This is a genomic window from Zoogloea sp. GDB6 (assembly GCF_056724105.1).
Genome location: NZ_CM161497.1, coordinates 1815831 through 1837064 on the forward strand (window position 1 = coordinate 1815831; position 21234 = coordinate 1837064).

25 protein-coding genes are annotated in these 21234 nt (G+C 63.6%); 17 read left to right on the forward strand and 8 right to left on the reverse strand.

The features are described 5' to 3' along the window. Nucleotide 1 precedes the first annotated feature (1 nt). The 5 genes from rbfA to AC1PQG_RS08210 all read left to right on the forward strand — a co-directional run bounded on the left by rbfA (nucleotide 2) and on the right by AC1PQG_RS08210 (nucleotide 4809). A complete protein-coding gene (rbfA, locus tag AC1PQG_RS08190; RefSeq protein WP_481122105.1) occupies nucleotides 2-418 on the forward strand; it encodes a 30S ribosome-binding factor RbfA in 417 nt (138 codons plus the stop codon). Nucleotides 419-467: 49 nt separating this feature from the next. Then, nucleotides 468-1385, forward strand: coding sequence for a tRNA pseudouridine(55) synthase TruB (truB, locus tag AC1PQG_RS08195; RefSeq protein WP_481122106.1), 918 nt, complete (start codon nucleotides 468-470; stop codon nucleotides 1383-1385). A 74-nt stretch (nucleotides 1386-1459) separates the two neighbouring features. Next, complete coding sequence (gene rpsO, locus AC1PQG_RS08200) at nucleotides 1460-1729, forward strand: 30S ribosomal protein S15 (protein WP_481114832.1); 270 nt, start codon at nucleotides 1460-1462, stop codon at nucleotides 1727-1729. Between the two features lie 197 nt (nucleotides 1730-1926). Further along, on the forward strand, nucleotides 1927-4026 hold the full coding sequence (pnp, locus tag AC1PQG_RS08205; protein WP_481122107.1) for a polyribonucleotide nucleotidyltransferase: 2100 nt from the start codon (nucleotides 1927-1929) through the stop codon (nucleotides 4024-4026). 213 nt (nucleotides 4027-4239) lie between these two features. Beyond that, nucleotides 4240-4809, forward strand: a complete 570-nt coding sequence (locus tag AC1PQG_RS08210; protein ID WP_481122108.1) for a class I SAM-dependent methyltransferase — start codon at nucleotides 4240-4242, stop codon at nucleotides 4807-4809. On the opposite strand, the gene AC1PQG_RS08215 is transcribed toward AC1PQG_RS08210, so the two are convergent. Both AC1PQG_RS08215 and AC1PQG_RS08220 read right to left on the reverse strand, forming a co-directional pair. Further along, nucleotides 4806-5423, reverse strand: coding sequence for an arylesterase (locus tag AC1PQG_RS08215; RefSeq protein WP_481122109.1), 618 nt, complete (start codon nucleotides 5421-5423; stop codon nucleotides 4806-4808). The two genes, AC1PQG_RS08210 and AC1PQG_RS08215, sit on opposite strands and share 4 nt — an antisense overlap. A gap of 9 nt (nucleotides 5424-5432) precedes the next feature. Further along, nucleotides 5433-6239, reverse strand: a complete 807-nt coding sequence (locus AC1PQG_RS08220; protein WP_079433539.1) for an inositol monophosphatase family protein — start codon at nucleotides 6237-6239, stop codon at nucleotides 5433-5435. 78 nt (nucleotides 6240-6317) lie between these two features. On the opposite strand from AC1PQG_RS08220, the gene AC1PQG_RS08225 reads away from it, so the two are divergent. The 12 genes from AC1PQG_RS08225 (at nucleotide 6318) to AC1PQG_RS08280 (ending at nucleotide 15148) form a co-directional block, all read left to right on the forward strand. Then, nucleotides 6318-7040 (forward strand): RNA methyltransferase, encoded by a 723-nt coding sequence (locus tag AC1PQG_RS08225; RefSeq protein WP_481122110.1) that lies wholly within the window; start codon nucleotides 6318-6320, stop codon nucleotides 7038-7040. Between the two features lie 94 nt (nucleotides 7041-7134). Further along, nucleotides 7135-7896: a serine O-acetyltransferase gene (cysE, locus tag AC1PQG_RS08230; protein WP_481122111.1), complete on the forward strand. Its 762-nt coding sequence runs from the start codon at nucleotides 7135-7137 to the stop codon at nucleotides 7894-7896. Nucleotides 7897-7996: 100 nt separating this feature from the next. After that, entirely contained in the window at nucleotides 7997-8485 is a 489-nt protein-coding gene (gene iscR / locus AC1PQG_RS08235) for a Fe-S cluster assembly transcriptional regulator IscR (protein WP_481122112.1), read from the forward strand. A gap of 16 nt (nucleotides 8486-8501) precedes the next feature. After that, nucleotides 8502-9650 (forward strand): cysteine desulfurase family protein, encoded by a 1149-nt coding sequence (locus AC1PQG_RS08240; RefSeq protein WP_481122113.1) that lies wholly within the window; start codon nucleotides 8502-8504, stop codon nucleotides 9648-9650. Nucleotides 9651-9693: 43 nt separating this feature from the next. After that, the gene (locus tag AC1PQG_RS08245) at nucleotides 9694-10905 is read left to right on the forward strand and encodes an IscS subfamily cysteine desulfurase (protein WP_481122983.1); all 1212 of its coding nucleotides are present in this window, start codon (nucleotides 9694-9696) and stop codon (nucleotides 10903-10905) included. Between the two features lie 13 nt (nucleotides 10906-10918). Beyond that, on the forward strand, nucleotides 10919-11302 hold the full coding sequence (gene iscU, locus AC1PQG_RS08250; protein ID WP_079433533.1) for a Fe-S cluster assembly scaffold IscU: 384 nt from the start codon (nucleotides 10919-10921) through the stop codon (nucleotides 11300-11302). A gap of 14 nt (nucleotides 11303-11316) precedes the next feature. Beyond that, complete coding sequence (gene iscA / locus AC1PQG_RS08255; RefSeq protein ID WP_481122114.1) at nucleotides 11317-11640, forward strand: iron-sulfur cluster assembly protein IscA; 324 nt, start codon at nucleotides 11317-11319, stop codon at nucleotides 11638-11640. Nucleotides 11641-11693: 53 nt separating this feature from the next. Then, entirely contained in the window at nucleotides 11694-12224 is a 531-nt protein-coding gene (gene hscB, locus AC1PQG_RS08260) for a Fe-S protein assembly co-chaperone HscB (RefSeq protein WP_481122115.1), read from the forward strand. Then, nucleotides 12224-14092, forward strand: coding sequence for a Fe-S protein assembly chaperone HscA (gene hscA / locus AC1PQG_RS08265; protein ID WP_481122116.1), 1869 nt, complete (start codon nucleotides 12224-12226; stop codon nucleotides 14090-14092). The genes hscB and hscA overlap by 1 nt, the downstream gene beginning before the upstream one ends. A 23-nt stretch (nucleotides 14093-14115) precedes the next feature. After that, the gene (gene fdx / locus AC1PQG_RS08270) at nucleotides 14116-14457 is read left to right on the forward strand and encodes an ISC system 2Fe-2S type ferredoxin (RefSeq protein ID WP_079433529.1); all 342 of its coding nucleotides are present in this window, start codon (nucleotides 14116-14118) and stop codon (nucleotides 14455-14457) included. Next, nucleotides 14457-14651, forward strand: a complete 195-nt coding sequence (iscX, locus tag AC1PQG_RS08275; RefSeq protein ID WP_481122117.1) for a Fe-S cluster assembly protein IscX — start codon at nucleotides 14457-14459, stop codon at nucleotides 14649-14651. Before fdx ends, iscX begins: the two co-directional genes overlap by 1 nt. Beyond that, nucleotides 14648-15148, forward strand: a complete 501-nt coding sequence (locus AC1PQG_RS08280; protein WP_481122118.1) for a glutathione peroxidase — start codon at nucleotides 14648-14650, stop codon at nucleotides 15146-15148. The genes iscX and AC1PQG_RS08280 overlap by 4 nt, the downstream gene beginning before the upstream one ends. A gap of 15 nt (nucleotides 15149-15163) precedes the next feature. Here AC1PQG_RS08280 and AC1PQG_RS08285 read toward each other — a convergent pair whose 3' ends face one another. The 6 genes from AC1PQG_RS08285 to dapC form a co-directional block, all read right to left on the reverse strand. Further along, complete coding sequence (locus AC1PQG_RS08285) at nucleotides 15164-15613, reverse strand: response regulator (protein ID WP_481122119.1); 450 nt, start codon at nucleotides 15611-15613, stop codon at nucleotides 15164-15166. A gap of 138 nt (nucleotides 15614-15751) precedes the next feature. Continuing rightward, entirely contained in the window at nucleotides 15752-16711 is a 960-nt protein-coding gene (gene prmB / locus AC1PQG_RS08290; protein ID WP_481122120.1) for a 50S ribosomal protein L3 N(5)-glutamine methyltransferase, read from the reverse strand. Further along, complete coding sequence (gene dapE / locus AC1PQG_RS08295; protein ID WP_481122121.1) at nucleotides 16708-17871, reverse strand: succinyl-diaminopimelate desuccinylase; 1164 nt, start codon at nucleotides 17869-17871, stop codon at nucleotides 16708-16710. The genes prmB and dapE overlap by 4 nt, the downstream gene beginning before the upstream one ends. A 9-nt stretch (nucleotides 17872-17880) precedes the next feature. Beyond that, nucleotides 17881-19068 carry a PilT/PilU family type 4a pilus ATPase gene (locus AC1PQG_RS08300; RefSeq protein ID WP_481122122.1) on the reverse strand — a complete coding sequence of 396 codons (1188 nt, stop codon included), beginning with the start codon at nucleotides 19066-19068 and terminating at the stop codon, nucleotides 17881-17883. A gap of 60 nt (nucleotides 19069-19128) precedes the next feature. Further along, nucleotides 19129-19956 carry a 2,3,4,5-tetrahydropyridine-2,6-dicarboxylate N-succinyltransferase gene (dapD, locus tag AC1PQG_RS08305; protein WP_481122984.1) on the reverse strand — a complete coding sequence of 276 codons (828 nt, stop codon included), beginning with the start codon at nucleotides 19954-19956 and terminating at the stop codon, nucleotides 19129-19131. 17 nt (nucleotides 19957-19973) lie between these two features. Further along, nucleotides 19974-21188, reverse strand: coding sequence for a succinyldiaminopimelate transaminase (gene dapC / locus AC1PQG_RS08310; protein WP_481122123.1), 1215 nt, complete (start codon nucleotides 21186-21188; stop codon nucleotides 19974-19976). Nucleotides 21189-21234 lie beyond the last annotated feature (46 nt).

Below are 21234 nucleotides of genomic sequence, written 5' to 3' on the forward strand. Positions count from 1 at the left end.
CATGCCGAAGGAGTTTTCCCGTGGTCAGCGCGTGGCGGAGCAGATCCGCCGCGAACTGGCCGAGCTGATCCGCCTGGAAGTGAAGGATCCCCGCGTCGGTTTCATTACGCTGACCGACGTGGAGATCACCCCTGACTATGCCCACGCCAAGGTGTTCTTCACCTCGATGAAGGGGCAGGAAGGGCTCGAAGAAATCCTGAAGGGGCTGCGTCGTGCCAGCAGCTTCCTGCGTCGCGAGCTGGGGCGCCGGGTGCGTATCCATACGCTGCCCGAGCTGCACTTCCATTACGATCCTTCCGTCGAAACCGGCAACCGGATTTCGGCCTTGATCGACAAGGCTGTCGAGACCGATCGCCAGTTCGCCGCCGATGAAGGTGACGAGCCGGAAGAGGACAGCAAGCCCGACACTGCGGCCTGATACAGCCGGCAGCGCTCACCGCGCTGCCGCTTTTTCTGGAATTTCCTGTTTGACTAAAGCTCCCCAGCGCCGCATCCAGCGGCGTGTCGTCGACGGCGTATTGTTTCTCGACAAGCCAGTAGGCTTGACGTCCAACCATGCGCTGCAGAAGGCCCGACGTCTGTTGAACGCGGCCAAGGCCGGCCATACGGGCACGCTTGATCCGATGGCAAGTGGCTTGTTGCCGCTGACCTTCGGCGAAGCGACCAAGTTTTCCCAGACCCTGCTCGACGCCGACAAGGGCTACGATGCGACGGTGTTGCTCGGCGTCACCACCACGACGGCCGACGCGGAGGGTGAGGTGCTCGCCCGCGCGGAGGTTCGTGCGTCCGATGCCGAGGTCGAAGCGGCGATGGCGCGCCTGCGGGGTGAGATCGAGCAGGTGCCGCCGATGTATTCGGCGCTCAAGCACCATGGCAAGGCCTTGTACGAGTATGCGCGGGCCGGCATCGAGATCCCGCGCGAACCCCGCCGGGTGACGATCCATCGCTTCGAGTGCCTGGGGCGTGATGGCGATAGCCTGCGCATCCGGGTGGCGTGCAGCAAGGGAACCTATGTGCGCACGCTGGCTTCCGATCTGGGTGCCTTGCTGGGCTGTGGCGCGCATTTGACGGCGTTGCGCCGCACGCATATCGGCCCCTTTGCGCTGGATGTGACGACGCCGCTGGCCGACTTCGAGGCGCTCTCGCTGGAAGAGCGGGATGCCCGTCTAGCGCCGGTCGATGCGCTGTTGTCGCACATGGGGGTCCAGCTCCTGGATGAGGTCCGCATGCGCAGCTTCACCCACGGCCAGTCGGTCACGGTGGAAGAGGGCATGGCAGGTGTGTTGTTGCGTGTTTATCACGACGAGCGTTTTCTCGGTGTGGGAACGCTCACCGAAGGCGGTGTGTTGGTGCCAACCCGTCTGATGTCAACAGGCACCCAATGAAATTTCTTGAGTAATCCCGCTGGCGTTCGATATAATCGCGCGCTTCGCAAGGCTAAAACTAACCGAGTTAAACAATGGCAATCTCCACTGAACAAAAAGCGCAAATCGTTGGCGACTACGCACGCGCCAAGGGCGACACCGGTTCTCCGGAAGTGCAAGTCGCTCTGCTTACCGCCCGCATCAACGATCTGACCGGCCACTTCAAGGTTAACGTCAAGGACCACCATTCCCGTCGCGGCCTGCTGATGATGGTGAGCCAGCGTCGCAAGCTCCTCGACTACCTGAAGCGCAAGAACGTCGACAGCTATCGTGAGCTGATCGCCCGCCTTGGTCTGCGCAAGTAAGCGGATAGACGTAGCTTCGTTACTGAACGTGACATTCCTTGCGCATTTTGCGCGGGTTTGATCATGGGCACAGCCGGTGTAAGTCCGAGTGGCTTCGCCGGCTTTGTCACATCTGTGCGCCAGAGAGAACGGCGCTTGACCTCGGCTATCTGTGCGGTTGTGGTTTGCCGCCTGCCGATTGAATGAAAGGACCTCCTTTGCCTACCGCAATCAAGAAGAGTTTCACCTACGGCTCCCATACCGTGACCCTGGAGACCGGCGAGATCGCCCGTCAGGCCCACGGCGCGGTTCTCGTCAATATGGACGACACCGTCGTGCTGGCGACCGTAGTGGCTGCCAAGAACGCTAAGCCGGGCCAGGATTTCTTCCCCCTTACCGTCGACTACGTCGAGAAGTTCTATTCCGCGGGCCGCATCCCCGGTGGCTTCTTCAAGCGTGAAGGCCGTCCGACCGAGAAGGAGACGCTGACCTCCCGTCTGATCGACCGTCCGATCCGTCCGCTCTTCCCGGATGGCTTCTACAACGAAGTGCAGGTCATCGCTCAGGTCGTGTCCCTGAACCCCGAAGTGGATGCGGACATCCCGGCGATGATCGCCGCCTCCGCGGCGCTGGCGATCGCCGGCATCCCGTTCGCGGGCCCGATCGGCGCCTGTCGCGTCGGCTACCTGAACGGCGAGTACATTCTCAATCCGACCGCTTCCCAGCTGGAAACCAGCCAGATGAATCTGGTGGTTGCCGGTACTGAAAGCGCCGTGCTGATGGTTGAATCCGAAGCCCTGGAGCTGCCGGAAGACGTGATGCTGGGTGGCGTGGTGTTCGGCCATACCCAGATGCAGGCTGCCATCAACGCGATCAACGAACTGGTCGATGTGGCTGGCAAGCCCGAATGGGACTGGCAGGCGCCCGCCAAGAACGAGGCGCTGATCGCCCGTGTGACCGAGATCGCCGGTGCCAAGATCGAGGAAGCCTTCCGCATCACCGCGAAGCAGGCTCGTTCGGCGCAGCTGTCCGCCATCGGTACCGAAGTGCACGCCGCGCTGACCGCCGAAGGCGTGGAGTTCGACGCGAACACCGTCAACAACATCATCTTCGACCTGGAAGCCAAGGTCGTCCGTGGCCGTATCCTCAGCGGCGAGCCGCGTATCGACGGTCGCGACACCCGTACCGTGCGTCCGATCGACATCCGCGTCGGCGTGCTGCCGCGTACCCACGGCTCCGCGCTGTTCACCCGTGGCGAAACCCAGGCGCTGGTGGTCACCACCCTCGGCACTGGTCGCGACGAGCAGATCATCGATGCTGTGGCTGGCGAGTACCGCGAGCGCTTCATGCTGCACTACAACTTCCCGCCGTTCTCCACCGGTGAGTGCGGTCGTTTCGGCTCCCCGAAGCGTCGCGAGATCGGCCACGGCCGTCTGGCCAAGCGTGCTCTCGCTGCGGTGCTGCCGGGCAAGGAAGAGTTCAGCTACACCGTTCGCGTGGTGTCCGAAATCACCGAATCCAACGGCTCCAGCTCCATGGCGTCCGTCTGCGGTGGCTCCCTGGCCATGATGGACGCAGGTGTGCCGCTGACCGCGCCGGTGGCCGGCATCGCCATGGGTCTGATCAAGGACGGTGGCCGTTTCGCCGTGCTCACCGACATCCTGGGTGACGAAGATCACCTCGGCGACATGGACTTCAAGGTTGCTGGTACCGAGAAGGGCGTGACCGCGCTGCAGATGGACATCAAGATCCTCGGCATCACCAAGGAAATCATGCAGGTCGCGCTGGCCCAGGCCAAGGAAGGCCGCATGCACATCCTCGGCCTGATGAAGACCTCGCTGGGCGAAGCCCGTGACGAGGTGTCCACCTTCGCGCCGCGCATGATCACGCTGAAGATCAACCCCGAGAAGATCCGTGACGTGATCGGCAAGGGCGGTGCGGTGATTCGTGGCCTGCAGGAAGAGACCGGCACCATCATCGAGATCACCGACGATGGCAATGTGACGATCTCCTCCGTCAGTGCCGAAGGCGCTCAGGAGGCCAAGAAGCGCATCGAAGAGATCACTGCCGAAGTCGAAGTGGGCAAGGTCTACGAAGGTCCGGTGGTCCGTATCCTCGATTTCGGCGCGATCATCAACATCCTGCCGGGCCGTGATGGTTTGCTGCACGTTTCCCAGATCGCCAACGAGCGCGTCAATGCCGTGTCCGACTACCTCAAGGAAGGTCAGGTCGTCCGCGTGAAGGTGCTCGAGACCGACGAAAAGGGCCGCGTGCGCCTGTCCATGAAGGCACTCCTGAACGAGCAGGCTCCGCAGTAATAACGCGGACTGACTTGTGAGGGGAAGAGGGGCGCGAAAGCGCCCCTCTTCATTTTGGGTAGCGCAAATTGCGGGGCCTTGCGGACAAGGGCGACCGGCGGCTTAGAATCGGGTGCAGGAGGTTGGCGTTGGCGGGAGTGCGCTGTCCTGAGTGCTTGATAACTGCTTGGTGAGTGCGGGCCGCAGATCGCGTGTCGGCTTGGAGTCTGGAAAATGATGCGTCATCAGATGTCTGTATTGACGCCGTCACCGTGGGTGACGCGTTTTGCACCTTTGATTGCTTCGGGGGGAGAGGTTCTCGATCTTGCCTGTGGCAGCGGCCGTCACGCGCGCTGGCTGGCAGGGCGGGGATTCCGGGTCGAGGCGGTGGATCGGGATGCGGTGGCCCTGGAGTTGCTGGCGGCGGTGCCTCATGTCGTCACGCGGGGTGTCGATCTGGAGGAGGGGCCTTGGCCGTACGAGGGGCGCCAGTTTGATGCGATTGTGGTCACCAATTATCTCTTTCGGCCGCGCCTGCCCTTGTTGCTGACCGCGCTCGCCCATGGCGGGGTGCTGATCTACGAGACCTTCATGGTCGGCAATGAGCGCTTCGGCAAGCCAAGCAATCCTGATTTCCTGCTGCGCTCCCATGAACTCTTCGAGCGCGTTTCGGGTTCGTGCACTGTTCTCGCATACGAGCAGGGGGAGGTGAGCGAGCCGAAGCCGGCTGTCATTCAGCGGATCTGCGCAGTGAAGGGGCATGCGCCTTCGCTACGCTTGCCGGTGGCGGCGTTGACGCCTTAGCGGAGGAGGGGGCGGAGTTCCTGCCAGACTGTGTCGACGATCAGCGGCTGGGCGGCGGCAATTGGATGGATGCCGTCCTGCTGGAAGTGGTCCGGGCGGTCGGCAAAGCCCTGCATCAGGAAAGGAACGAGGCGGGTCCGGTTGGTCTTGGCCAGGTCCCGATAGGTTCCTTCAAAGGCGCTGGTGTAGCTCGGCCCGTAATTGGGCGGCATGCGCATGCCGATCAGCAGGATCTTGGCGCCAGCCTGGCGGCTGGCGTCGATCATGCCCTGCAGGTTGGTGCTCATGGCCTTCACTGGCAGGCCGCGCAGCCCGTCGTTGGCTCCGAGCTCGATGATCACGATGGCGGGCTTGTGGGCCTGCAGGGCCGCCGGCAGACGGCTGAGGCCGCCTGCAGTGGTTTCGCCGCTGATGCTGCCATTTACTACTTCGTAAGGCAGCTTGGCCGTGCCGATCTTCTGCCCGAGCAGCACCGGCCAGGCTTCCTGCGGCCGCAGGCCGTAACCTGCGGAAAGACTGTCGCCCCACACCAGGATCTTGCTGGCGGCCCATGCCGGGCTGTACGCCAGCAGCATGCCCAGGCATAGCGTGCGGAGAAGGGGCGCCAGCTTCATCAAGGGGTTTCAGGCGCTGAGCTTGTCGCCGCAGTGGCCCTGGATGATCTGCAGCAGGGCCGGGAAGATCTTCGGTGTGCCGGCGACTACGTTGCCGGTGTTGAGGTAGTCGGCTTCACCGGACAGATCGCTGATCAGGCCGCCCGCCTCGCTGATGAGCAGGCTGCCGGCGGCCGTGTCCCACGGCGACAGGCCGAATTCCCAGAAGCCGTCGAGGCGGCCGGCGGCGACGTAAGCCAGGTCAAGAGCCGCGGCGCCTGGGCGGCGCAGGCCGGCGGTCTTCTGCGTGAGTTCCTTGAAGATCGCCAGGTAGGTGTCGGCGTGCGTGAACTGGCGATAGGGGAAGCCGGTGCCGAGCAGCGCGTCCTGTAGCTTGACTCGCTTGGAGACGCGGATGCGGCGGTCGTTCAGGAAGGCGCCGGCGCCCTTGGAGGCGGTGAACAGCTCATTGCGGTTGGGGTCGAAGACGACCGCCTGTTCGACGACACCCTTGCGGGCCAGCGCGATGGAGATCGCGTACTGGGGGAAGCCGTGGATGAAGTTGGTGGTGCCATCGAGGGGGTCGATGATCCACTGGTATTCGGTTTCCGCCTCCGGGCCGGTCTCGCCGGACTCTTCTGCTAGAATGCTGTGGCTCGGATAGGCCTCGCGGAGAACCTGGATGATGGCTTCTTCTGCGGCGCGATCCACTTCCGTCACAAAATCGTTGGGGCTCTTGACCTCGACACGGAGCAGGTCCACATCGAGGGACGCCCGGTTGATGACGGTGGCTGCGCGGCGCGCGGCCTTGATGGCAATGTTCAGTGTGGGATGCATGGTGTCTGGCGAGCTTTGCCGGTACGGGCATCGGATGCCCACCGGTCGACTCTAATTCGGAAAACCGCTTATTTTAATATGAACAACGATGGCGCGCTTGAGCGCGTGCGTGTTGTCCTCACCCGCACCAGTCACCCCGGCAATATCGGTGCCGCCGCCCGGGCCATGAAAACCATGGGTCTGTCGCAGCTGGTGCTGGTCAGTCCCCAGTCTTTTCCGGATCCGGTTGCCACTGCCCGTGCGGCGGGGGCCGACGACATCCTCGAATCCGCCCGTGTCGTGGAGACGCTGGCGGAGGCACTGGAAGGCACAGTCTTCGCGGCGGCGCTCACCGCGCGCCGGCGTGAGCTTGCCGTGCCGATGAAGTGGGCGCGGGAGGCTGCGGCGGACGTGATCCAGCTGGCAGGTAGTGGTGACGTGGCGCTGGTCTTCGGCAACGAGACCAAGGGGCTGTCCAACGAGGACGTCGCCTTGTGCCACATGCCGGTGAAGGTCCCGGTCAGTGAAGCCTATTCCTCTCTTAATCTGGGTGCAGCCGTGCAGTTGCTGTGCTACGAGCTGCGAATGGCGGCGATCGACCCGGGGCGGGCGCCGGCAACCGAGTTCGAACCGGCAACCCATGAGCAGATCGAGGGCTTTTATGCTCATCTGGATCGGGCGATCACCGCGAGCGGCTTCTTCAACCCGGAAAGCTCGAAGCGTTTGTGGCCGCGCCTGCGCCGCCTGTACGGGCGGATTCGTCTCGAAAAGGACGAGGTCAACATTCTGCGCGGAATGTTGAGCGCCTTCGAAAAGAAGTAGACTAAAATAGTCGGAAATAAACAGGGCCTGCCGCGGGTTTTCGGCCTGCAGGTGGGCCGGCTTCAGTGCACTTCAGTCCAGGGGGTTCCCTTTCATGTTCCGTCGTCTGCGTGAAGATCTGGCCAATGTTCTCGAACACGATCCAGCCGCACGCTCCAAGTGGGAAGTGCTGACCTGCTATCCCGGCATGCACGCCTTGTGGCTGCATCGTTTTGCCCACGCGGCGTGGCAGCGTGGTTTTTACTGGGTTGGCCGCTTTACGAGCCACGTGGCCCGGATGCTGACCGGTGTGGAGATCCATCCGGGGGCCACCATCGGTCGCCGGGTCTTCATCGACCACGGTATGGGCGTCGTCATCGGCGAGACCGCCGTGATAGGGGACGGCTGTACGATCTACCAGGGGGTCACCCTGGGTGGAACCTCGCTTTATCGCGGTACAAAGCGGCATCCGACGCTCGGTCGTGGTGTCGTCATCGGTGCCGGAGCCAAGGTTCTGGGCGGCTTCGAGGTTGGTGACGGGGCCAAGGTGGGTTCCAATGCGGTGGTCGTCAAACCGGTGCCGGCCGGCGCAACTGCGGTCGGCAATCCGGCACGCATTGTCGCGGCCGATGACAAGTCCAATCGGGAGCGCGAGGCCAAGGCCGAGCAGATCGGCTTTACTGCCTATGGCGTGACGAAGGATCTGGATGACCCGGTTTCCAAGGCGCTGCACGGCCTGCTCGATCATGCGGTCGAGACGGACCGGCGTATCCGTGTGCTGGTGGAGAAGCTCGTCGACGCGGGAATCTGCGTGGAAGGCACGGCCAGGGCGGAGGACGCCTTCGATCCGAAGGGCCTGGGGAAAATGGTCGACTGACTGCCTGGTGCGGGTGGGAAAATAGTTGATTGAATTTGTCGGGTTTGGTATTGTTGACCGAAATATTCAACTATTCTTTTACCAGCCCCCGGGAGCCGATATGAGACTCACAACCAAAGGTCGTTTTGCTGTCACGGCAATGATCGATCTCGCGCTGCGTTGCGCGGACGGCCCGGTGACGCTGGCCGGGATCGCCGATCGCCAAAAGATCTCCCTTTCCTATCTCGAGCAACTGTTCGGCAAGCTGCGCCGTTTCGAACTGGTCAGCAGCGTGCGCGGGCCCGGTGGTGGCTACGCGCTGGCGCGGGACATGGCCTCCATCACCGTGGCGGACATCATCGCGGCGGTGGATGAGCCGCTGGATGCAACCTCCTGTGGCGGCAAGGAAAACTGCCAGGACGAGCAGCGCTGCATGACCCACGAGCTGTGGACCAACCTCAATCGCCGGATGTACGAGTACCTCCATTCGGTGACGCTGGCCAGCCTCGTCGAGCAGCAGCGGCAGAAGTGTGCCCAGGTGGCCGTGCTCCACGACGAGCGTACGCCGGCGGCCGGCAAATCCGCCGACAAGCTGCAACTCACCGCCTGAGCGACAAGGACGGCCCGTGTTCGCCCCCGCATACCTGGACCACAACGCGACGACGCCCCTCGACCCGCTGGTCAGGGAAGCAATGCTGCCGTGGTTTGGCGGGCGTTTCGGCAACGGGTCTAGCCGCCACGAATACGGCCGCGCGGCACGCAAGGCCATCGACGAAGCCCGCGCCCAGGTGGCGGCGGCGGTCAATGCCCATCCGACCGAGGTGCTCTTCACGAGTGGTGGCTCCGAGGCCAACAACCTCTTCATCAAGGGCGCGGCGGCCAACCTCAAGCCGGGGCTGGTGGCGATCAGCGCCATCGAGCATCCCTGCGTGCGGGAGCCGGCGCGGCAACTGCAGCGCGCGGGCTGGCGCTGCGAAGAGGTCGCCGTGGATGGGGCTGGGCGCCTCGACATGTCGGATTTCCAACGTCTGCTTGCCGACAAACCGAAGCTGGTGTCGGTGATGCTGGCCAATAACGAGACCGGCGTGATTCAGGACGTGCCGGTGCTGGCGGCGCAAGTCCGCGCCCGCGGCGGCTGGATGCACTGTGATGCGGTGCAGGCACTGGGCAAGATCGACGTGGATTTCCGGGCGCTCGGCGTGCATGGCCTTACGCTGTCAGCGCACAAGATCTACGGGCCTATCGGCGCGGGCGCGCTGATCGTCGACAAGCGGGTCGAGCTCGCCCCGCTGATCGCCGGTGGCGGCCAGGAACGGAATCTGCGTTCCGGCACCGAGAACGTGATGGCCATCGTGGGCTTCGGCGCCGCCTGTGAGCGCGCCGTCGCCTTGCGCCGTGACCGTATGGAACGGCTTGGCAGGCTGCAGCAACGCCTGGAGCGTGGTCTGGTTGCCTTGGGTACGACGATTTTTTCGGCGGAAGCCGAACGCCTGGCGAACACCAGCTTTTTCGCCATGGCCGGGGTGGATGGCGAGACCCTGGTCGGCAAGCTCGATCGGGCGGGGTATGCGGTGGCCAGCGGCTCCGCGTGCTCCAGCGCCAACCCCGAGCCTTCGCACACGCTGCTGGCGATGGGCGTCGAGGCAGGGCTGGCCCGCTCGGCGGTACGCGTCAGCCTCGGCGACGGCAGTACGGAACAGGATGTGGATGGTTTTCTGGGGGCGCTTCGCGAGAACCTCGAAAACCTCCGAACGCTTGCCGCCATGGCGGTCTAAGTGACTGGAACGATTAAATTTTTGCAGTACGGAGAAGATGAAGATGCTCAAGTTCCCGATCTACCTCGACTATTCGGCAACGACGCCGGTGGATCCCCGCGTGGCGGAGAAGATGATTCCCTACCTCACGGAGCTGTTCGGCAACCCGGCATCCCGTAGCCATGCCTTCGGCTGGACGGCTGAAAAGGCTGTCGAGGAAGCCCGCGAGGAGGTTGCTGCGCTGGTGAACGCCGATCCGAAGGAAATCATCTGGACCTCCGGCGCCACCGAGTCCAACAACCTGGCGATCAAGGGTGCCGCGCACTTCTACTCCGGCAAGGGCAAGCACATCATCACCGTCAAGACCGAGCACAAGGCGGTTCTCGACACCGTGCGCGAACTGGAGCGTCAGGGCTTCGAGGCGACTTACCTCGACGTGCAGGAAAACGGCCTGATCGACCTGGATGTCCTGAAGGCGGCGATCCGCCCGGACACCGTTGTCGTGTCGGTGATGTTCGTTAATAACGAAATCGGCGTGGTTCAGCCGATCGCCGAGATCGGCGAGATCTGCCGCGACAAGGGCATCGTCTTCCACGTGGATGCGGCCCAGGCCACCGGCAAGGTCGATATCGACCTGTCCAAGCTGAAGGTGGACCTGATGTCCTTCAGCGCCCACAAGACCTACGGCCCGAAGGGCGTTGGCGCCCTCTACGTGCGCCGCAAGCCGCGCGTGCGCCTGGAAGCCCAGATGCACGGCGGTGGCCACGAGCGCGGCCTGCGCTCCGGCACGCTGGCGACGCACCAGATCGTCGGTATGGGCGAAGCCTTCCGCCTGGCCCGCCTGGAAATGGCGGAAGAAAACAAGCGTATCGGCGCGCTGCGCGACCGTCTGCTGGAAGGCCTGTCGGCCATCGAGGAGACCTTCGTGAACGGCGATATGGCGCACCGCGTGCCGCACAACCTGAACATCAGCTTCGCCTATGTTGAAGGTGAGTCGCTGATCATGGCGATCAAGGACATCGCCGTGTCCAGCGGTTCGGCCTGCACGTCGGCCAGCCTGGAGCCGTCCTACGTGTTGCGTGCCCTTGGCCGCAACGACGAACTGGCCCACAGTTCCATCCGTTTCACCATCGGCCGCTTCACGACGGTCGAGGAAATCGATTACACAATTGATCTGCTGCAGCACAAGATCGGGAAGCTCCGCGAACTGTCGCCCCTGTGGGACATGTTCAAGGAAGGCATCGATCTGGACACCGTGCAGTGGGCTGCGCACTGACAGGAGAGCGAAAATGGCATACAGCGAAAAAGTTCTGGATCACTACGAGAACCCCCGTAACGTCGGCGCGTTCGGCAAGGAAGACGAAGATGTCGGTACCGGCATGGTCGGTGCGCCGGCCTGCGGCGACGTGATGAAACTGCAGATCAAGGTCGGCAAGGACGGCGTGATCGAAGACGCCAAGTTCAAGACCTATGGTTGTGGCTCGGCTATTGCTTCCAGTTCCCTCGTCACCGAATGGGTGAAGGGCAAGACCCTCGATCAGGCGCTGGAGATCAAGAACACCGCCATCGCCGAGGAACTGGCCCTGCCGCCGGTGAAGATCCACTGCTCGATCCTGGCTGAGGACGCCATCAAGGCGGCGGTCGAGGATTACAAGAAGAAGCACAACGGCTGAAAGGAAACGCGATCATGGCAGTAACCCTCTCCGACAAGGCTGCAAATCACATCGGCAACTTCATCGCCAAGCGCGGCAAGGGCGTCGGCATTCGTCTGGGGGTGCGCACGTCGGGGTGTTCCGGAATGGCCTACAAGCTGGAATTCGCCGATGAGGTGCTGCCGGAAGATGTCGTCTTCGAAAGCCACGGCCTGAAGGTGCTGATCGATCCGAAGAGCCTGCCCTACATGGACGGCACCGAGCTCGACTTCGTGCGGGAGGGCTTGAACGAAGGTTTCAAGTTCAACAACCCGAACGTCAAGGGTGAGTGCGGCTGCGGCGAGAGCTTCTCGGTCTAGGATGACGCCGTTTCACGGAACGTTTTGCTTGCCAGGCGCGGGGGAGGGCTGACATGCTCGACATGAAGCAGGATTTCTTCGAGCTGTTCGGCCTTGAGCCGCGCTTTGCCGTGGACCTGGATCGTCTCGAGCAGGCTTACCTCGAGATGCAGGGCCGGGTGCATCCGGATCGTTTCGCCCATCTGTCGGACGCCGAAAAGCGCCTGTCCATGCAGTGGGCGACGCGTGCCAACGAGGCCTTCCGGACCCTCAAGAGCCCGCTTGCCCGCGGCCAGTACCTGCTTGAGTTGAAGGGTGTCGATCCGGCCTTCGAGACCAATACCGCCATGTCCGCCGAGTTCCTGATGGAGCAGATGGAGTGGCGAGAGGCGCTGGAAGAAGCCCGCGAAGCGGCCGACGAGGATGTGCTGGACGATCTTGCCCGGCGCATCCGGCGTGACACGAAGGGGCTGGTCGAGCAGCTCGAAGCGGAGTTCGACACCGCCGGCGATCTGGAGGCCGCGGCCGATACGGTGCGCCGCCTCAAGTTCCTCGAGAAGCTGCAACACGAAATCAATGACGCCTTGACGGCGCTGGAATCCTGATGGCTTTGCTGCAAATTTCCGAACCGGGCATGTCCACCGCCCCCCACCAGCATCGGCTGGCGGTGGGCATCGATCTGGGCACGACCAATTCGCTGGTGGCTACCGTACGCAATGGCGTGCCCCAATGCCTGCAGGACGAGAACGGCAAGATGCTGCTGCCGTCCGTCGTGCGTTACCTGCCGGATGGGACGGTGGACATCGGCCGCTCGGCCCAGACCGCCCAGGCGATCGACCCGCGCAACACCATCGTGTCCGTGAAACGCTTCATGGGCCGCGGTCTGAAGGACGTCGCTCACGTGGAGACGATGCCCTACGACTTCGTGGACGCGGAGGGCATGGTGCGCCTGCGCACCGTCCAGGGCGTGAAGAGCCCGGTCGAGGTGTCCGCCGAGATCCTGAAGAACCTGCGCCAGCGCGCCGAGCACAGCCTCGGCGGGGATCTGACCGGCGCGGTGATCACGGTGCCGGCCTATTTCGACGATGCCCAGCGCCAGGCGACCAAGGACGCGGCGCGGGTGGCCGGCCTCAACGTGCTGCGCCTGCTCAACGAGCCGACCGCGGCGGCGATCGCCTACGGTCTCGAGAACGCGTCCGAAGGCATCTACGCGGTCTATGACCTCGGCGGCGGCACCTTTGATATTTCCATCTTGCGCCTGTCGCGCGGGGTCTTTGAGGTGGTGGCGACCAGCGGCGATGCAGCCCTGGGCGGCGACGACTTCGATCACCGCCTGTTCTGCTGGATTCTCGACAATGCCGGCATCTCTCTGCCGTCCGACCGGGACTCCCGCCGCCTGTTGATGAAGGCGCGGGAGGTCAAGGAGCGCCTGACTCTCGACGAGTCCGTGCCGATCCGCACGGCGCTCGAGAACGGCGACGAAGTCGATCTGGTCATCGAGCGCCAGGTCTTCGCCGAGATCACTGCCAATCTGGTCAGCAAGACCCTCAAGCCGGTCAAGAAAGCCCTGCGGGACGCCAACCTGTCGCCGGAGGACGTGAAGGGCGTGGTGATGGTCGGCGGTGCGACGCGCATGCCCCACGTGCAACGGGCGGTCGGCGAGCTCTTCGGCCAGACCCCGCTGACCAACCTCGATCCGGATACCGTCGTCGCTGTCGGCGCCGCAATGCAGGCCAATGTGCTGGCCGGCAACCGGGCGACGGAAGACGAATGGCTGCTGCTCGACGTGATCCCCTTGTCCCTCGGCATCGAGACGATGGGTGGGCTGGTCGAGAAGATCATTCCGCGTAATTCGACGATTCCCACCGCACGTGCGCAGGACTTCACAACCTTCAAGGACGGCCAGAGTGCGATGGCCTTCCACGTGGTGCAGGGCGAGCGCGAGCTGGTGTCCGATTGCCGCTCGCTGGCCCGCTTCGAGCTGCGCGGCATTCCGGCGATGGTGGCAGGTGCGGCGCGCATCCGCGTGACTTTCCAGGTGGACGCGGACGGCCTGTTGTCCGTCTCCGCGCGGGAACAGACCACCGGTGTCGAGGCGCGCGTCGAGGTGAAGCCGTCCTACGGCCTCGCCGACGACGAGATCGCCGAGATGCTGAAGGCCGGTTTCGAGCATGCACAGAACGACATGGAAGTGCGTGCGCTGAAGGAGCAGCAGGTCGAAGCCGAGCGCGTGATCGAGGCGACGGAGAAGGCGCTTCAGGCCGATGGCGAATTGCTCAACGATGACGAGAGGGCGGAGCTGGATGCAGCCATTGCGGCTTTGCGCAGCTCCGCGGAAGGCCAGGACGCACGCGCCATCAAGATCCAGCTGGAGGCCTTCAACCGCGCTTCCAACGAGTTCGCCTCGCGCCGCATGGACAAGAGCATCCGTGGCGCGCTGGCGGGCCACAAGATTGACGAGATCCGGATCTGAACGAATCCGGACGGAAAAGAACCATGACGACATTGATTGTGCTGCCCCATGTGGAACTCTGCCCGGAAGGGGCTGTCATTGAGGCCGAACCCGGCCAGAGCATTTGCGACAGCTTGCTCGCCAATGGCATCGAGATCGAACATGCCTGCGAGAAGTCCTGCGCCTGCACGACCTGCCACGTGGTCGTGCGTGATGGCTTCAACAGCCTGGAGCCGGCCGAGGAACTGGAAGAGGATTTGCTGGACAAGGCTTGGGGCCTGGAGCCGACGTCGCGCCTGTCCTGCCAGGCCATCGTCGGCGAAACGCCGCTGACGGTGGAAATTCCCAAGTACTCCATCAACATGGCGCGGGAGGGCAAGCACTGATGAAATGGACCGATGTGCAGGAAATCGCCATCCAGCTTGCCGACACGCATCCCGACACTGATCCGACGCGGATCAATTTCGTGGACCTGATGCGCTGGGTCATGGCCTTGCCGGAGTTCAATGACGATCCCAAGCACTGCGGCGAGCGCGTGCTGGAAGCGATTCAGCAGGCCTGGATCGAGGAGTCCGAGTGACTGCCGCGGCGCCGGCCACCATCTACAGTTTCGAGTTCCGGAGCCTGGACGGCGCGGCGCCGCTTTCGCTGGCGGATTTCGCCGGCAAGGTGGTGTTGATCGTCAACACCGCCAGCCGCTGCGGCTTCACGCCTCAATACGCAGGCCTGCAGCAGCTGCATGAAACCTATGCCGGGCGTGGGTTGGTAGTGCTCGGTTTTCCGTGCAACCAGTTTGGCGCCCAGGAGCCCGGCAACGCGCCGGACATAGCGCAGTTCTGCGAGCGCAACTACGGCGTGAGCTTTCCCCTGAGCGAGAAGGTGGATGTGAATGGCGAAGCCGCCGATCCGCTGTTCCGCTTTCTGACCACCACGCTGCCCGGCGTGCTCGGGACCCAGCCGATCAAGTGGAATTTCACCAAGTTTCTCGTGGACAAGGCCGGTGTGCCGTTCAGGCGCTACGCGCCGACGACAACGCCTGCCGATCTTGTGCCGGATATCGAGGCGCTGCTGGGTTAGTGCAGGGCCGGGCGCCTAAGGCGTCGTCGGTTCCGACGGTTCGTTGAGCGACAGCCAGTACAAACCAAGCTGCCCGACGGCCTGGAGGAAGCGCTCGAAATCCACCGGTTTGCGGATGTAGCTGTTGGCACCGAGGCGGTAGGCCTCGGAGATGTCCTGATGCTCCTTCGAAGTGGTCAGTACGACCACCGGCAGGAGTGCGGTGCGCTCGTCCGCGCGGATGCGGCGCAGCACTTCAAGCCCGTCGATGCGCGGCAGCTTGAGGTCGAGAAGCACGAAGGCCGGCATCAGCAGCGGGTCGCGTGCCGCATGAAGCCCCGTGCAGAACAGGTAATCCAGCGCTTCGACCCCATCCCTGGCGACCACCACCTGGTTGCTGATCTTGTTCTTGCTGAATGCCCTCAGCGTCAGGGCCTCGTCATCGGGATTGTCCTCGACGAGAAGAATCGGGCGATCGGTCGCCATAGAGACTCCTTGATCCTGCCTTTATGTTCTTGTGTTTGTCTTTCTGTTGGGTGGGGCTGGAGCCGTAAGGGGCCAACCCCGCACATGATCATAAGTACGGCAGGAGCAGGAATAGGTTGACCGATTTCTCGCTGGAAATCACTTTAACGATAGTTGACCGGCTTCGAGGACAAAAATCTTGTCGTCGCCACCGGGGGCGGAAACCCACGTCGGGGCGAGGTTGGGGAAGGCTTCGTCGACGATGTGTCGGTTGTGGCCGACTTCGATGGCGAGGAGGCCATGCGGAGCCAGAAAACGGGGCGCGTCGGCCAGCAGCTTGCGGACGAGGTCGAGGCCGTCCTCACCGGAGCCAAGGGCCAGTCCAGGCTCGTGCAGGTATTCGGCCGGCAGGCTGTCCATGGATTCCTGCGTGACGTAGGGTGGGTTGCTGAGGATGAAATCGAACTTCTGCTCGGGAACCGCCGTGAAGCCGTCCGACAGCACCAGCTTGATGCGGTCCTCCAGGCCATAGGCGGCGATGTTCTCGGCTGCCACGTCGAGGGCGTCCTGGGAGATGTCCACCGCGACGATCTCGGCGTTCGGGAAGGCGTGGGCCATCAGGATGGCCAGGCAGCCGGAGCCGGTGCACATGTCCATCGCCGAGGTAACCGCTTCCGGATCGGCGATCCACGGGCTGAAGCCGTCGTGCAGCAGTTCGGCAAAATAGGAGCGCGGAATGATGACACGCTGGTCCACCTTGAAGCGGAAATCCCCGAGCCAGGCTTCGCCGGTGATGTAGGCGGCGGGCAGGCGTTCGGTCGCACGCTTCTCGATGACTTCGAAAATCTCTACCCGCTCGTCGCTGGGGATGCAGGCGTCGAGGAAGGGGTCGAGGCGGTCGAGGGGCAGCGCGAGGGTGTGCAGGATCAGATAGACGGCTTCGTCGTAGGCGTCCTGCAGGCCGTGGCCGTAGAAGCAGCCGGCCCGGTTGAAACGGGTGACGCCGTAACGAATCCAGTCGCGCACGGTGACGAGTTCGGCCAGCGGGCCGTGCTCGTGTTCATGCTCGTCCTCGTGATCGTGTTCATGCGCGTGGTCGTGTTCGTCGTGGTGGGTCATGCCGGTTCCGATGCAGTCAGCAGGTTTTCGAGGGTGCGGCGGTAGATTGCGGACAGGGGCTCGATGGCGTCCACCGCGATGCACTCATTGAGCTTGTGGATAGTGGCGTTCACCGGGCCGAATTCGACGACCTGCGGGCAGATGTCGGCGATGAAGCGGCCGTCGGAGGTGCCGCCGGTGGTGGACAGTTCGGTTTCCAGGCCGACGGTGTCGCGGATAGCGCCGGACAGGGCCGTCACCAAGCTGCCGCGGGGCGTCAGGAAGGGCTTGCCGCCGAGGGTCCAGGCCAGGTCGTAGTCGAGGCCGTGGCTGTCGAGGATCGCATGGACCCTGGCCTTCAGGTCGTCGGCGGTATGCACGGTGGCGAAGCGGAAGTTGAACAGCACTTCCAGCGCGCCGGGAATCACGTTGGTGGCGCCGGTGCCGGCCTTGATGTTGGACATCTGCCAGGACGTGGGCGGGAAGTACTCGTTGCCTTCGTCCCAGGTGACGGACGCCAGTTCGGCGAGGGCCGGGGCGGCCAGGTGGATGGGGTTCTTCGCCAGGTGCGGGTAGGCAATGTGGCCCTGCACGCCCTTCACGGTCAGCTTGCCGGACAGGCTGCCGCGGCGGCCGTTCTTGATGGTGTCGCCAAGGGTGTCGACGGAGGTCGGTTCGCCGACGATGCAGAAATCGAGTGTCTCGCCGCGAGCCCGGAGGGTCTCGACGACCAGCGTGGTGCCATGGGTGGCGTCGCCTTCCTCGTCGGAGGTCAGCAGCAGCGCGATCGAGCCGGCGTGGTCGGGGTGGGCGGCGACGAAGGCCTCGATGGCGGTCACGAAGGCAGCAAGGGATGACTTCATGTCGGCGGCGCCGCGGCCGTACAGGAAGCCGTCGCGTTCGGTGGGCACGAAGGGATCGGAATGCCACTCGGCCAGCGGGCCGGTGGGGACGACGTCGGTATGCCCGGCAAAGACCACCAGTGGGCTCTGTGTGCCGCGGCGAGCCCACAGGTTGCTGACGCCGCCGTCGTCGATGCGTTCGCAGACGAAACCTAAGGGCGCGAGGCGGGCTGCAATGAGTTCGAGGCAGCCGGAGTCCTGCGGCGTGACGGATGGGCGGGCGATGAGTTCACGGGTTAGTGCCTGGGTTGGCAGGTCCGTGGTCTGGGGGGCGTTCATATCTTGTTCTTAGTCGTCGTTGTTGAGTTCGAGGGTGAACTCCCGGAACGAGGAGCCGTCGGGCTCGGTCCGCTCGAAGTCGATGGTGGAGGGCGGACGGGTGTTGTTGTTCTTGTCGCCGCTGCCTGTTGTGGGGCCAATTTGGGCGTTGTTGATCAGCCAGGACAGGTTGGTCGGCGAGTCAGCATTGGCCAGCGCTTCTTCAAGAGTGATCCACTTCTCTTTGTAGAGGCGGAAAAGATCTTGCTCGAAGGTGCGGGAGCCTTGCGCCAGGCTCTGCTCCATGGCTTCGCGGATCGCCGAGATCTCGCCGCGCTCGATCAGTTCGGCTACCTGGCGGGAGTGCAGCAGGATCTCTACCGCTGGAATGCGGCCGCCGTCGGGACGTCTGACGAGGCGCTGGGAGATGATGCAGCGCAGCGTCGCGGCGAGGTCGAGGGACAGCAGGGTACGGGCGTCCAGTGGGAAGAAGCTGAAGATGCGGTTGAGCGCATGGTAGGCGTTGTTGGCGTGCAGCGTAGCCAGGCACAGGTGGCCGGTCTGGGCGTAGGCGAGGGCAGCCTGCATGGTCTCCCGGTCGCGGATTTCGCCGATCAGGATGCAGTCGGGAGCCTGGCGCATCGCGCTTCGCAGTGCGTTCTGCCAGTCCAGCGTATCGCTGCCGATCTCGCGCTGGTTGACCAGCGACATCTTGTGCTTGAACAGGTATTCGATCGGGTCTTCGATGGTCAGGATGTGACCGGAGCGGTTCTCGTTGCGGTAGTCGATCATCGACGCGATGGTCGTCGACTTGCCGGAGCCGGTGGAGCCGACCACCAGCACGAGCCCGCGCTTTTCCATGATCACTTCGGAGAGCACCGGTGGGAGACCCAGGCTATCCAGGCGCGGAATGTCGCCGAGGATGTAGCGGACGACGATGGCGATGCTGTTGCGCTGCCAGAAGATGTTGATGCGGAAGTTGCCCATGTCCCGCCGGCCGAAGGAGAGGTTCATCTCCTTGTACTTCTCGAAGCGCTCGATCTGCTCGGGCGACATCATTTCGTAGGCCATGCGGTGGATCATCGTCGGATCCATCGACTGCTGGTTGATCGGCAGCGTGTTGCCGTCGATCTTGATGTGGATCGGGGTGCCGACGGTAATGAAGATGTCCGAGGCCTTCTTTTCGGCCATCAGGGCAAAGAGCTTGTCGATGATCATCGGGCGGCCCGAGAAAAGAACAGGGCCGCCCCTGGAGGGCGGCCCGTGAAGGGGGGAAGGTCAGTCGCGCAGCAGTTCGTTGATGCTGGTCTTGGCGCGGGTCTGGGCGTCCACCTTCTTGACGATCACCGCGCAGTACAGGCTGTACTTGCCATCGGCGGAGGGCAGGTTGCCGCTGACCACCACAGAGCCGGCGGGGACGCGGCCATAGGTGATTTCGCCGGTGGCGCGGTCGTAGATCTTGGTGCTCTGGCTGATATACACGCCCATGGAGATGACGCAGTTGTCTTCCACGATGACGCCTTCGACGACTTCGGAGCGGGCGCCGATGAAGCAGTTGTCGCCGATGATGGTCGGGTTGGCCTGCAGGGGCTCCAGCACGCCACCGATGCCGACGCCGCCGGACAGGTGCACGTTCTTGCCGATCTGGGCACAGGAGCCGACGGTGGCCCAGGTGTCGACCATGGTGCCTTCGTCGACGTAGGCGCCGATGTTCACGTAGGAGGGCATCAGCACGACGCCCTTGCCGATGAAGCTGCCCTTGCGGGCGGTGGCGTTCGGCACTACGCGGAAGCCGCCGGTGGCGAAGTCGTGGGCGTCGTAGTTGTCGAACTTGGTCGGCACCTTGTCGAAGTAGCGGGTGCCGTTGTCGATGACCTTGTTGTCATGGGTGCGGAAGTACAGCAGCACGGCCTTCTTGATCCACTGGTGGGTGACCCACTCGCCGTTGATCTTTTCGGCGACGCGCAGCTTGCCCTGGTCCAGCTCCTCGATCACGTGCTCGATGACCTCGATCTGCTCCTTGGTGGCGCTGGCCGCAGACAGGTCGGCGCGGCGCTCCCACAGCTCTTCGATGAGGGTGGCGAAGGGGTTTTCGTGATTGGGCATGATGTGAATGGATGCAGTCATGAATTGTTCGAAAGTCGTTGGGCGAAAGTGGCGACTCGGGTGGCCGCCTCGACACACTCTGCCAGTTCGGCCACCAGCGCGATACGGACAAACCCCGCGCCGGGATTGACGCCGTGGGCTTCGCGCGCCAGATAGCTGCCGGGCAGAACCGTTACATTATATTCGGCCTGCAGGCGGCGGGCGAATTCGGTATCGCTGAGGCCCAGCTTGTCCACCCGTGACCACAGGTAGAAGCCGGCGTCGGGGCGTTCGACGTCCAGGTGGGCCGCGATCAGCGGGGTGATGCGGTCGAACTTCTCGCGGTACTGGCGGCGGTTCTCGGCCACGTGGGCTTCGTCGCTCCAGGCCGCGGCGGAGGCCGCTTGCACGGACGGGCTCATTGCGCAGCCGTGGTAGGTGCGGTAGAGCAGGAAGCGCTTGAGGATGGCCGCATCGCCGGCCACGAAGCCGGAGCGCATGCCCGGTACGTTGGAGCGCTTGGACAGGCTGGAGAACATCACCACGTTGCGGAAATCGCTGCGGCCGAGGCGGTGCGCGGCCTCAAGGCCGCCGATCGGAAGGTTGTCGTCGTCGAAATAGATTTCCGAGTAGCACTCGTCGGCGGCGATCACGAAGTTGTAGCGGTCGGACAGCTCGAATAGGCGCTTCCACTCGTCGAGCGACAGTACGCGGCCGGTCGGATTGCCGGGCGAGCACACGTAGACGAGCTGGATCCGCTGCCAGTCGGCTTCGGGGATGGAGTCGAAGTTCGACCCGAAGTTGTCGTCCGGCAGGTTGTTGATGAAGTAGGGCTGGGCGCCGGCGAGGTAGGCCGCGCCTTCGTAGATCTGGTAGAACGGGTTCGGGCAGACCACCAGCGCACCAGGCTTGGAGCCGTCGACGACGCATTGGGCGAAGGCGAACAGCGCCTCGCGGGAGCCGTTGACGGGTAACACCTGGGTGCCGGCATTCACGGAAGGCAGGCCATAGCGGCGCTCCAGCCAGCCGGCGATGGATTGGCGCAGCTGTTCGGAACCCTGGGTGGTGGGGTAGTTGGCCAAGCCACCGAGGTTGTCGATCAGCGTGTCGCGGATGAAGGCCGGCGTGGCGTGCTGGGGCTCGCCGATGGACAGGCGGATCGGCGCGTACTCCGCCGGCGGCACGATGCCTTCGAACAGGGCACGCAGCTTTTCGAAGGGATAGGGGTGGAGTTCCTGGAGATGCGGATTCACTTTCGGCGGATGTCCTGTGTTTGGGCCCTCGACGGGCATTCATGGC